We start from the raw sequence: 12674 nt of genomic DNA on the forward strand, positions 1-12674 counted from the left end.
GTACAACTTGAGGCATCATTCAACCAACATTGCGCCACTGTACACAAAACACACAATGGCGCAAGCCGTATCAGACCGCCTTAATGTCGATAGCCTCACCTTGCATACGCTTACGCAGAGTACGTTTGGTACGGTCAATCACATCCCCGGCAAGCTGACCACAAGCGGCATCAATATCGTCGCCGCGTGTTTTACGCACAATGGTCGTGAAACCATAGCTCATCAACACCTTAGAAAAACGATCGATGCGGCTGTTGGAACTCCGGCCATACGGCGCGCCCGGGAACGGGTTCCACGGAATCAGGTTAATCTTACACGGCGTATCTTTCAGCAGTTCCGCCAGCTGATGCGCATGTTCCGTTCCATCGTTGATGTGGTCCAGCATGACGTATTCAATTGTGACGCGTCCCTGATTCGCATTGGATTTCTGCAAATAACGGCGAACCGCGTCGAGGAACGTTTCGATGTTGTACTTTCTGTTGATCGGTACAATTTCATCGCGAATTTCATCGTTCGGCGCATGCAAAGAGATCGCCAGCGCAACGTCAATCATGTCGCCCAGTTTATCCAGAGCCGGAACAACGCCTGACGTCGACAGCGTAACGCGGCGTTTAGACAGACCGAAACCGAAATCATCCAGCATGATTTCCATCGCCGGTACGACGTTGGTCAGGTTCAGCAGCGGTTCACCCATGCCCATCATCACCACGTTGGTGATCGGACGTTGCCCGGTGACTTTCGCCGCGCCGACAATTTTCGCCGCACGCCACACCTGGCCGATAATTTCAGAGACGCGCAGGTTACGGTTAAAGCCCTGCTGCGCAGTTGAGCAGAATTTACACTCCAGCGCGCAACCAACCTGCGAAGAGACGCACAGCGTGGCGCGATCGTCTTCCGGGATGTAGACCGTTTCCACGCGCTGATCGCCAACGGCAATCGCCCATTTGATGGTGCCATCTGAAGAACGCTGTTCTTCCACCACCTCTGGCGCGCGGATTTCCGCCACCTCTTTCAGTTTGCCACGTAACACTTTGTTGATGTCGGTCATCTCATCAAAGTTATCGCTGCAATAGTGGTACATCCACTTCATCACCTGATCGGCGCGGAAGGGTTTTTCACCTAATTCTTTAAAAAACTCCCGCATCTGCTGACGGTTCAGATCCAGCAGGTTAATTTTTCCATTTTTATCAGGAACAACCGGGGTGATGATTTCAGACGTGACAATTTGTTCAGACATATTCTATTCCGGCCTCGTTATTACACGTTATGGCCCCTGGAGGGTTGAAAAAAGAAGCGCCCCAGTGAGCGGTGCTCGTCCTGGGGCGCTGCATTGTACAAATTCTATCGCAAGGATGCCACGCCTGCGCGGGACATTAGCGAAAATAATGTGTAAAGGCAGAGCAGCGTCGTAGACCTGATAAGTCGTAGGCCGGATAAGCGTCAGCGCCATCCGGCATTGCGCGACTGCCTGATGGCGACGCAGATGCGTCTTATCAAGCCTACATACTACATCACTGATTTATTAACGAGTGCGCGGGCACACTTCGCCTTCACCAAAGAAATAGGCGATTTCACGCTGAGCGGATTCCAGAGAATCTGAACCGTGGGTGCCGTTTTCGGTGAAGCTGTCCGCGTAGTCGGCACGCAGGGTGCCCGCCAGCGCGTTAGCCGGGTTGGTTGCGCCCAGCAGGTCGCGGTGACGCTGCACGGCATTTTCGCTTTCCAGTACGGAAACCACGATCGGGCCAGAGGTCATGAACTCGACCAGGCCGTCGAAGAACGGCTTACCATCGTGCTCGGCATAGAAACCGCGCGCCTGCTCAACGGTCAGGTGCAGCATTTTCGTACCGACAATTTTGAACCCTGCTGCTTCAAAGCGCGCAAAGATGTTGCCAATAACGTTTTTTGCCACCGCATTTGGTTTGATGATGGAAAAAGTACGTTCAATCGCCATGATTACCTCTGTAATGTGTTCTGCTGTTGTATATATGCTTGTACGACCTGGCGCGGATTATAAAGAGCATCCGGGTTATTGCCTATGGATGAAGGTAACATTTTTTTAAAATAAGATGAGTATTAGCAACAAACTGTTGCTATCAGGTCTATTGCAGAGTAAATCGCAGCGCAGAAATCTGTCCAGCGGCATCCATAACCAGTAATTGATACTCGCCTTTTTCGGCAAGATGTAACGTAATATTCCGCTCGCGTTCTCCCAACGGCTCACCATTGAGGAACCACCAGCGCGCCCCCGCGCCACCACTGCTCTGAATCGATAAATCCACCCCGGAAGCGCCAGGTAACCGTTTCACTATCGCGCCATCACGCACGCCCGTTAACTGTAGAGGTAAAGGCGCATCCTGCCCCAGCGGCGGGCAGGTCGTCGAAGCCGTCGGTAGTCGCGCAGCGCGGCGTTCAGCAGCGGGCAACCAGGGCTCCAGCGGCAACGGCCAGACAATCAACGTCTGCTCCCGCGCCTGGGCGCAATCGGCGGCGACGCGTTTTCCGTCATTATCCAGCCAGACAGGAAAACGAATGCCGCTAATCCCTTCCTGTTCAGGTAACAGCAGCGTCGGTGGTTGGCTGTTTTCCAGCAGCCAGGTCGCCAGTCGACGGCGGCAGTTATTGTCTCCCGCCGAAAGCGCCTGTCCGCCCGGCCAGCAGATAACGCCCCGGCTCACCGACGCCGGACGCGGATCTTCAGGCTGCGTCGCGGCGCGCGCCATCAGCATATTATTCACCTGATTAAGCAGCGGCACCGCGCTGGCAAAACCAAACTGTCCGGCAACGGGTGTGCCGTCGGGCCTGCCCGTCCAGATGCCAGTCACATAGCGGGAGCTAACGCCTATCGCCCATGCGTCGCGATAGCCATAGCTGGTGCCGGTTTTCCAGGCGAGCGGCACTACGCGCGGCAGGGCGCTATCCGGCAACGGCTGCGCTTCATCGGCCATCACCCGCCGGATGATCCAGGCCGCGCCCGGCGACATCAGCGGACGCTCCTGCAACGAATCCTCTGGCTGCAAGCGCAATGTTGCCGCCTTGCCATGACGGGCGAACGCACTGTATGCCGCCACCATCTCGTCAAGCCTTGCACCCGCGCCGCCCAGAATCAGGGAAAGATTAGGGGCCGCGCCCGCAGGCAGATACAGCGGCAGGCCAACGTTACGCAGTTTTGCCGCAAAACGTTTTGGGCCATATGCTTCCAGCACCTGTACCGCAGGCAAATTTAACGAACGCACCAGCGCTTCGCTCATGCTGACGGGGCCATGAAACCCGCTGTCAAAGTTTCCCGGACGATAATCGCCGGTACGGCGCGGCACATCCTGTAACAGCGAGGCGGGATGGATCAACCCGTCATCCAGCGCCAGCCCATAGACAAAGGGTTTAAGCACCGATCCCGGCGATCGGATCGCAGTGACCATATCCACATGACCAAAACGACTGTCATCATTCATATCCACCGATCCAACCCAACCACGCACGCTCATATCGGTATGATCGACAACGATCATCGCCAGCGAACTGCGCGCCGGAAGCCGTCCCTTCCAGTTTTGCGCCAGCTCTTCAAGCTGACGCTGCAACCCGGCATCCAGCGTGGTGACGATTTTGTCACTGTTGCTTTTGCCCAGCATCATGCGTGAGAACAGTGGCGCCAGTTGCGGCATTTGTCGGGGCGCCAGCCAGACGGGTTCTTCGCGGGCCTCCTGAACATTCCGGGCCGACCATACGCCCTGCGCCGCCATCCGCTCCAGCACTTTATTGCGCGCCGCTTGCGCGCGATCCGGCCAGCGATCGGGACGCAAGCGGCTCGGCGCCTGCGGTAAAACCGCCAGCAACGCCGCTTCCGAATAGCTCAGTTGCGTCGGTGGTTTACCCAGATAAGCCCAACTGGCGGCGCCGATGCCCTGCAACGTTCCGCCAAACGGCGCACGGTTCAGATACAGCGTCAGAATATCACGCTTGGACAGGTGCCACTCCAGCTGGAGCGCGCGCCAGAGCTGGCGAAATTTACCGCCAAAGGTTCGCGGATGCGGGTCCAGCAGTCGCGCCACCTGCATGGTCAACGTACTGCCGCCGGAAATCACGCGTCCTGACGACAGATCCTGCCAGGCGGCACGCAGTACCGAAAACGGATTCACGCCCGGATGCTGCCAGAACCAGCGGTCCTCGTAATTGATTAACGCGTCAAGATAGCGGGGAGAAACGTCTTCAATCGTCACGGGATAGCGCCAGATCCCCTCCGCATCGGCAAAGCGCCACAGCGGTGTGCCGTCATGCGCCACCACCACCCGTGCCGGATTGACCTCGTGCAGCGGCAGCGGCCAGATTTTGTCCGCCGCCCAGACTGTCAGAATCATCAGAAATGGAGCGATGGCCAGCCAGCGCCAGCCACCGCGTAGACTGCGCAGGACGATCATTTATGGCGTGACAATCAAAAGCCCCTCGGTTGATCCCGTCGCCCGCCACTGTGGAACATACATTGACTCCACCTGCGGGACAGGAACCTGATAGGTTCCCGGCGTCACCGCGCGCGCCAGATACACCAGCGTCACCGGCTGCCCCTGGTTAACCGCCACCGCCGCGACAAAGCGATCGTCACGGAATTCCATATGCTGAATATCCGCCTGCTGCATCTGATTTAACAGATTTTGCACTTCACTGCCGCTGTCCTGCAGGCTGGCGCTGCTGTTTGCCAGGTTCTGGTTTTCCAGCTCCAGACCGGCAGGCAGCAGGTCGACCACCAGCGCGTCTGGCACGTTTTGACTCGCTTTCACTTCGAGCCAGACCAGCACCAGTTCACCGCTGCGCAGGGAACTGAGCGATTTACTCTGACCATCGGTTCCCAGAATCTGGCGCTCGATGTGCAACACATTGCTGGCAGGTACGGGCGCCGTTTGCGGGTATCCGCTGCTGTCCAGACGCAGCCACAGCGGTTGGTCGCCGCTGTTGGTCACCTGCAACGCGGAAAGCCGATCGGCATCCAGATTACGCGTTTGCGCTTTATCGCCCGTCAACGGCTGGTCAGCGAGCGAAGTCTGCGCCTGCCATGTCCCCGGCAGATCCTGTAGCGTGCGCGCAGCAAGGAACAGCGCATTACTCTCCTGCGTCGAAAGCCAGCGCTGACCAAATGCCTGTTCAGAAAGCGTCGTCAGCAGCGTATTTTGCGCCTCGGGTTGCAGTTTATTTTCTTCCAGCAGCGACAGCATGAGCGCGTTATCACGCAACGGGCTACCGTAATCCGCCATCCATTGCTGCGCGTCACGGCGCGGCGTGTTCAGCGCCAGCGTCAACGCCTGTTCACTGCGGCTGGCATCGCCCATATTTTTCAGCGCAATGCCCAGTTGCAGAAGCGGCAAGCCCGACGCGGCCTGAGCCCGGCGTTCCCAGATTTCACGCAGCGCGCCAAGCGGCGCTTTTTGTTGACGCGCCAGCACCAGTCCCGCATACGCCTGAACGGCAAATTTGCTGGCCTGGGTATCGTCGCTATAGCGAACCGACATCATGCCCGGGTCCTGCAAATAGCGCAGCAGGCGTTCATTTCCCCGGTTAATCGCATCGGCCGGAACGCTGTATCCTTGCTCGCCAGCGCGCACGAGGAAATCCATCGCATATGCGGTAAGCCAGTATTCTTCCGGCCCGTTGTTATCCCACAGGGCAAAACCGCCGTTATCACGCTGCATTTGCAGCATCCGGGAGATCCCCGTGTCGACTGCCGCACGGCGTTTTTCATCAGTATCGCCCGCGATCCCCAACGCCTTCAGTTGCGCCGCGTTGGTATAGAGCGACGGGAACAGGCCGCTGGCGGTTTGTTCCAGACAACCATACGGATAAGCCTTCAGCTCCCGAATATAGCGCGCCAGGTTCAGCGACGGTTTGCCGCTAAGCAACAGCTGCCCCTGCAACGTTACCGGCGAGAAGTTCTCCAGATTTTGGGCGGGCGCATGCCAGGTTTCCCCCGCCTGAAGCACCGTTCCGCTATTTACCGTCTGCGCAGGCCAGGCCGGACGGATGCCAATTTTCCACTGCTTATGCTGAGCGGGAAGCGTCTCGCCAGGCAGGTTCAGGCCGGTCAGCGTGGCCTGCAATTCTCCCTCGCCAAACCCTTCTTTTGCGCGTACCGGGATAAACAAGGTCGTACGCACGCCCGGCGCCAGGTTTACCGGAGCAGGTTGCTGACTCACCAGTTCCAGTAACCCACTGGCGGCGAGTTCAATCGTCAACGTCTGCGGTTTGTCTGTCAGGTTAGTGACATCCAGCGTCAGGCGCGAAGTATCGCCGCCCGCCATAAAGCGCGGCTGATTCAGCTCCGCAATCACCGGAGCGGCAACAATCACCTTGCTTTCACTGCTGCCGAAGTCCTCTGCCGTCCATGCCTGGGCCATAACGCGTAACTCGCCGTTAAAATCACCAATCGGCAACGTAACGGAACCTTCGCCCTGCTCATTGAGCGTAACCGGCAACGCCTGCTGCGCCACGATGTTGACATGGTTGACCGGCGGTTTGCCGCCGCGTTTGAGTTCATCGCCGTCGCCGCCAAAACGCAGCGTCGCCAGACGTCCCTGCCCTTCAATCACCTGACCGTAGATATCATAAATATCCGCGCCATAGCGTTTTTGCCCGAAGAATGCCTGCCACGGATCTGGCGTAACGTAATCGGTGATATTCAACACTCCGCTGTCCACCGCAGAGAGCAGTACGTTGATCTGTTTTGGCGTTTCGCCATGTTTAGCGCTGGCTTTGACGTTCACCGTCAGCGGCTGGTTTGGACGTATTTTAGCCGGGCTTTCCAGCGTCAGATCCAGACGACGATTTTCATCCCCCAACGGCAGGTGCAGCAGCCCAACCGCGCGTTTCGGCGTCGCTGAACGCGACTTATCGCCCGGACGCACGACCAGCGCGCTCAGGTAGAGATCGTGTCGATTCCAGGCTTTATCGACGGGAATCGACAGGTCGAGGCCCTCGGCAGGTACATCTATTTCCTGCCACCAGAGCGGGCCGTCGCTTGATTCCACCATCGCGTAGCCTTTACCCGCCACCGGCGCGGCGACATGCAGTTTGATGGTGTCCCCAGGACGATAGGTGGGTTTATCCAGCTTCAGGGTGACGCGATCCGGGCGCGCCGCGCCGCTGCCGTCGCTGTTATCCTGCCAGCTGTAACCTGCCCAGAAGCGCACGCTGCTGATCGCATCGTTCGGGGCTTTCACTTCGAGACGATACGATCCCCAGTCAACCGGGAAGCTCACCTTGCCCGTTTCATCGGCGCTGAGATCCAGCGTCTGCTCCCCTTCAACCAGATCTTTTTGATCAAACTGCGACTGCCAGCCTTCGCTTTCCGACCAGTTCCAGTAGTAATCGCGCCGTTCACGGATCAAACGAACCTGCAAACCCGAAGCGGCTTTTTTATTGCCTTGCGCATCGGCGTAGACAATATCAAAGGCGGCGTTACCGCCCTCATCCACGATGGGTTGGTTAACCGTGGCGTCAGTACGATAGTCATACACCGCTTTAGAGGCGAATTGCGGACGAATACCCGGCAAGGTATCGGCAGGCCAGATAGCCTGTTCCGCACGGCGAGTGACCGGGCGACCGCCTGATTCCAGCAGGCTTGCCTGTAGGATCACCTGTAACGGCGAATGCGCTTCCTGCCACTGGCTGTTGGCGGAGACGTCGCCACGGCCATTTTCATCCAGCGTAAGCTGGACTTCGTCCAGACTGCGGGAAAGGTTTTCTTCTGCAATATCGCCAAACTGGAAGCCCGGCAGCGCCTGTACCGCTTCACGCTGCGGGCGCAGGAAGAGTTGCCCCTGTAACGTGTTGCCATTGGCAGGCGCTCCGTACAGGTAGTAACCAACAACGGAGAACGTCACCTCTTCCGACGGGGCTAACGGCGTTTTCTGCGCGCTGAGATTAAGCGCCATTCGCTCCGGCATAAAATCTTCGACATGGAAATCCCACATCCGGGGCTGGTTATCGCCCGTGTTCGCGCGGATGTGCCACATGCCGGTTGGCGCACCGCTATCCAGCGGATACGTAAAGCGGTATAACCCGTTTTCAGGCTGGCTGACAACGGTGCGCAGTACCTGACCGTCCGGCTTTACCACTTCCAGTTTGACGGGCTGATCGGGCAAGGTTTTACCGTCGCTGTCGCGCAGCAGTCCGTTGAGGATCACCGTTTCCCCAGGACGATACAGATCGCGCGGGCCGAACATAAAGAACTGCTTGCTGTAGCCCGGCGCGCCCGCAATCGCGAACTCCGCCAGATCCAGCGCGGGCAGTTTCAGATCCAGCAGCGTGGTTTGTCCGTCTTTTCGCGCCAGCAACAGCGCCGCCTGCTGACTATTTTCCAGCTGTACATGCCCCTGCGCATCGCTGGCGGCTTGCGCCAGCGTCTGACCTTTCTCATCAAGCAGAGCAACCTCAACCCCCTGCTGCGCTGCGCCGTTTTCCAGACTCTGCGTAAAGATATCAAGACGATTGTGATAACGGTGGGCGGAAACGCCAATGTCGCTGAGGGTAAAGAGCGTGGCAGGATTACTGTAGTTGTAATGTCCGGCCTGATTCATTACCGCAATGTACACGCCCGCCTGTTGCAGGGGCTTAATGTCACTCAGCGGCAGCAGGCGTTTTTCACGCGTATTACGCGCAGGATTGAGATCAAAACGCCCGGTATAGACCAGATCCGCCATTTTGAGCAGGTTGTCAGATTCCCAGTTCGAAAGAGCATTGCGGTATTCCCACTGGCTGACGAATGCCGCCAGCGACTCAGGCTTCACGCGAAAGAAGTTTACATCCACCTCGTTCACGTTCAGCGCCATGACCGGCAAGCCTTCCACCACTTTTCCCGGCAGCAGCGAGCCACGGCTGGCAAAGCCGACGCTCGGCTGAACGTCCCGCGTGGTAATGGTTTTTTCATACGCGCGGCCAAAAGCGGTTTTATTCAGCGCCGTTAAATCACGCTCAACGGACACCACCAGATCGCGGTTGGGTTCCAGGTGGCGCAAGCGCAGCTCTTTCAGATTCGGCGACAGCTCCCAGGCGCCATCAACCTTGCCGCTTTTTTTATCGACCACATGTACGGTGCGGGCAAAATCTTGTTCAGGATCTAACGGAATGGAGAACGTCAGCACCAGCGTCGCCGCGCCGTCCAACTGGACTTCGGAGGCGTCCAGCAGCGTCAGTTCTTTACCTTCGCTCTGTTGCGCCAGCTTTTGCAGTTGTGCCGGATCTTTCGTCGGAGCGGATTGCGCGGCGGGCGTCTCATCATTTTTCACCGCCGTTGGCGCGTTATCGTTGTTATCGCACCCCGCCAACGCCAGCATAAGCATGCAAGCGGCTACGCGTATGTGTTTCATTCTTTCATCCCTGGCCACAGTGGCCCGTTAGCAACGTAGAGTAACTATTATGCGTGAGATTTCCCGTTGTGAAAGCCAGTATTCGTTATATAAGTTCTGATTTTTTCATCAGAAATGTGGTTTCACCAGCCAAATCAGCCTCTTTTACTTGTCCCTTTGCGGTAAACGTCCGACAATTTGGCATTATTATGGCAAAAGATGGAGACGCCTATGTCCACCTCCTGGTTTGTCGCCGCCGACTGGCTGGCAGAGCATATCGACGATCCGCAAATTCAAATTATCGACGCCCGCATGGCGCCTCCCGGACAGGAAGACAGGGATGTTGCGGGTGAATATCGTTCAGGCCACATCCCCGGAGCACTCTTTTTCGATATTGAAGCGCTCTCCGATCACACCTCGCCGCTGCCGCACATGATGCCGCGCCCGGAAGCCTTCGCCGTGGCGATGCGTGAACTGGGCGTACACCAGGACAGACATCTGGTGGTCTACGATGAAGGCAACCTGTTTTCCGCCCCGCGCGCGTGGTGGATGCTGCGAACGTTTGGCGTAGAAAACGTCTCAATTCTTGCCGGTGGTCTGGCGGGCTGGCAGCGCGATGAGCTGCCGCTTCAGGAAGGCGAAGTGGAACTCCCGGAAGGGGAATTTGACGTTAAATTCACGGCGGAGAAGGTTGTGCGTCTGACCGATGTACTTCTGGCGAGCCATGAAAGAACCGCGCAAATCGTTGATGCCCGCCCGGCGCCACGGTTTAATGCCGAAGCCGATGAACCGCGTCCGGGTCTGAAGCGTGGCCATATTCCCGGCGCGTTGAACGTTCCCTGGACAGAGCTGGTGCGTGAAGGGGAATTAAAAACGACCGATGAACTGGACGTCATTTTCTTCAGTCACGGCGTCAGTTTTGACAGACCGATTATCGCCAGCTGCGGTTCAGGTGTCACTGCGGCGGTCGTGGTGCTGGCGCTCGCCACGCTGGATGTGCCCAATGTCGCGTTGTATGACGGCGCATGGAGCGAATGGGGCGCGCGTAATGATTTACCGGTAGAGCCGGCCTAACGTTTTGTAATGTGCCGGATGGCGCTTGCGCTTATCCGGCCTACAGTGCGGGTTGTCCCGGATGACGTGAACGCCATCCGGCTACCGGGATCAGATAATCCGATTCTGTTTGAAATCGCGCAGGAACCCGCCCCAGCGGCGCTCGTAGAACGGCGCGATGTGCTCGGTAATAAAGTGGCTGATGCCCTGCTCACCTTTTTTCACCTGACAGATATCAATCGGTTCATCGCCGGGCAAGGTATCAGTCGCCACGCTGCCCGCCGCATGAATGATCTCTTCGATGTCGCCATCCGCTTCGATGCCAATCAACAGATTCGGCTGGGCGTCATTGCTCTCTTTAATGGTGCAAAGAAAGGCGCGCTTAACCAGTTTGATGGTTTTAAACAGCGTGGTCAGGGAGTCGATCATCTGCGCAGGTGGTTCTGCCACCTCAGACAGAATCAGCGATTCACCACCTTCCAGCACTTCCTGTGTACTCAGCGGATTGCCCTCTTCACCGATCAGATGGCTGATCTCACGCGGCATAAACTCTTTGCCGGTAGGCAGTTTTGCGTTCAGGAAGAGCGTTTCGCCGAGCGTCATTTCAAATAACGTGCGCACCGGCATCACCACGAATGCCTGCTCGTCTTCTACCGCCTGCTGCAAGGCTTCCAGAGAGGTAAAAAACGGGATGACCGTCGTGCCGTCTTCTTTTTCCCAGTGCTGCAAATCCAGCGCGCTATCGTCAACAATCGCTTCGCCTTCAGCCGCTGTGCCTGGCACCCAAACGGTGGACTCCAGTAAGGTACGGAAAAATGCCGGACGATGCGCGGGTTCAGTCGCCGCCTTCTCCAGCAGGGTTTCTAATTCGTTTTTTGTTTCGGACATAAGGATCACAATAGAGATGCGTGTAGGGCGGGCAAGCGAAGCGCCCCCGCCGTTATCTTGCCGGATAGCGCTAACGCTTATCCGGCCTACATAATTATGCTGTTAACAGGTTAGCGATGGTGCGCACACCCAAACCGGTCGCCCCTGCCGACCACTGCTCAACCGGCGCTTTACGGTAGGTTGCAGAGCAGTCAATGTGCAGCCAGCCCTGCTGGTAGTTTTCGACAAAGTGCGACAGGAAGCCCGCTGCGGTGCTCGCCCCGGCAGGATACGCCGCGCTACCGGTATTGTTCAGTTCCGCAAAGTTAGAAGGCAACTGATTGCGGTGGAACTCCGCCAGCGGCAGACGCCAGAACGGTTCGTTTTCTTCTGCCGCACTCGCCAGCAGACGCCCCGCCAGCGCGTCATCAAAACTGAACAACGCGTGGTAGTCGTTACCCAGCGCGGTTTTCGCGGCGCCGGTCAGCGTCGCCGCATCGATGATCAGCTCTGGTTTTTGCGCGCTGGCGTCGATCAGGCCATCCGCCAGCACCAGGCGCCCTTCCGCATCCGTGTTCATCACTTCCACGTTCTTACCGTTGCGATAATGAATGATATCGCCCAGTTTAAACGCGTTGCCGCTGATCAGGTTATCCGCGCAGCACAGGTACAGCTTCACGCGTTTGTTCAGACCACGGGTAATCGCAAATGCCAGCGCGCCCGTTACCGTTGCCGCACCGCCCATATCGGACTTCATCGAGTCCATAAATGCGCTTTGCTTGATGCTGTAACCGCCGGAGTCAAAGGTAATGCCTTTGCCCACCAGACAGGCGTAAACCGGCGCGTCTTTATCGCCGATTGGGTTGTAATCCAGCGCCAGCAGCACCGGCGCGCGATCGGAACCCCGGCCAACGGTATGCAGCCCCATGTAGTTTTGCTCGCGCAGATCTTCGCCTTTGGTAATGCGGTAAGAGACATGATCGCACGCGACGCTGCACAGCAGATCAACGGCACGCTGCGCCAGCTGTTCCGGCCCCAGCTCTTCCGCCGGCGCGTTAATGGTGTCACGCACCCAGTCAATGATCGTCAGACGGTTGTCCAGTTCCTTCCGCTTCTCATCGTCAAGATCTGGCCACTCGACCTTGCGGCTGCCTTTCGGCCCTTTGTAACCCTGCCAGAATGCCCAGCTACGCTCCACATCCCAGCCAGCGCCGGTCAGTTGTACGTGTTTAATGCCCAGGCCGTCGATTTTACGCGCCGCGCGCTGGATTAAACCGGAGTCATCTTTACCGTTCAGGTGCAGGGTAATGCCGTCGTTATTGATGCTGTATGTGGCTTTGTCTCCCCAGCGAGCGTCAGCCGGTTGGGTGGAGAGCGTAATTTTCATCGCTTCAGTCATTGTTCTTTTCCTTCTTCGCGCATACA

At 57.4% G+C, this 12674-nt stretch carries 7 protein-coding genes; 1 reads left to right on the forward strand and 6 read right to left on the reverse strand.

The features are described 5' to 3' along the window. Positions 1-70: 70 nt before the first annotated feature. From rlmN to OGW17_RS21005, 4 genes are all read right to left on the reverse strand, one after another. Positions 71-1237, reverse strand: coding sequence for a dual-specificity RNA methyltransferase RlmN (gene rlmN / locus OGW17_RS20990; protein WP_012131263.1), 1167 nt, complete (start codon positions 1235-1237; stop codon positions 71-73). Positions 1238-1522: 285 nt separating this feature from the next. After that, complete coding sequence (gene ndk, locus OGW17_RS20995; RefSeq protein WP_012131261.1) at positions 1523-1954, reverse strand: nucleoside-diphosphate kinase; 432 nt, start codon at positions 1952-1954, stop codon at positions 1523-1525. Between the two features lie 148 nt (positions 1955-2102). Continuing rightward, positions 2103-4415 (reverse strand): peptidoglycan glycosyltransferase PbpC, encoded by a 2313-nt coding sequence (pbpC, locus tag OGW17_RS21000; RefSeq protein WP_071258066.1) that lies wholly within the window; start codon positions 4413-4415, stop codon positions 2103-2105. Further along, a complete protein-coding gene (locus OGW17_RS21005; RefSeq protein ID WP_071258067.1) occupies positions 4416-9350 on the reverse strand; it encodes an alpha-2-macroglobulin family protein in 4935 nt (1644 codons plus the stop codon). A 210-nt stretch (positions 9351-9560) separates the two neighbouring features. Between OGW17_RS21005 and sseA the strand changes: the two genes are divergently transcribed. Further along, positions 9561-10403 carry a 3-mercaptopyruvate sulfurtransferase gene (gene sseA, locus OGW17_RS21010; protein ID WP_024130118.1) on the forward strand — a complete coding sequence of 281 codons (843 nt, stop codon included), beginning with the start codon at positions 9561-9563 and terminating at the stop codon, positions 10401-10403. A gap of 90 nt (positions 10404-10493) precedes the next feature. On the opposite strand, the gene sseB is transcribed toward sseA, so the two are convergent. Then, on the reverse strand, positions 10494-11270 hold the full coding sequence (gene sseB / locus OGW17_RS21015; protein WP_012131255.1) for an enhanced serine sensitivity protein SseB: 777 nt from the start codon (positions 11268-11270) through the stop codon (positions 10494-10496). A 94-nt stretch (positions 11271-11364) separates the two neighbouring features. After that, entirely contained in the window at positions 11365-12648 is a 1284-nt protein-coding gene (gene pepB / locus OGW17_RS21020) for an aminopeptidase PepB (protein WP_071258069.1), read from the reverse strand. Positions 12649-12674: the final 26 nt, after the last annotated feature.

This window comes from Citrobacter sp. CK181, assembly GCF_030333595.1.
Lineage (GTDB): Bacteria > Pseudomonadota > Gammaproteobacteria > Enterobacterales > Enterobacteriaceae > Citrobacter_B > Citrobacter_B koseri.

Coding starts and splice junctions, on each gene's coding strand:
- rlmN (WP_012131263.1), bottom strand. CDS start 1,237: ATGTCTGAACAAATTGTCACGTCTGAAATCATCACCCCGGTTGTTCCT.
- OGW17_RS21005 (WP_071258067.1), bottom strand. CDS start 9,350: ATGAAACACATACGCGTAGCCGCTTGCATGCTTATGCTGGCGTTGGCG.
- sseA (WP_024130118.1), top strand. CDS start 9,561: ATGTCCACCTCCTGGTTTGTCGCCGCCGACTGGCTGGCAGAGCATATC.
- pepB (WP_071258069.1), bottom strand. CDS start 12,648: ATGACTGAAGCGATGAAAATTACGCTCTCCACCCAACCGGCTGACGCT.
- sseB (WP_012131255.1), bottom strand. CDS start 11,270: ATGTCCGAAACAAAAAACGAATTAGAAACCCTGCTGGAGAAGGCGGCG.
- ndk (WP_012131261.1), bottom strand. CDS start 1,954: ATGGCGATTGAACGTACTTTTTCCATCATCAAACCAAATGCGGTGGCA.
- pbpC (WP_071258066.1), bottom strand. CDS start 4,415: ATGATCGTCCTGCGCAGTCTACGCGGTGGCTGGCGCTGGCTGGCCATC.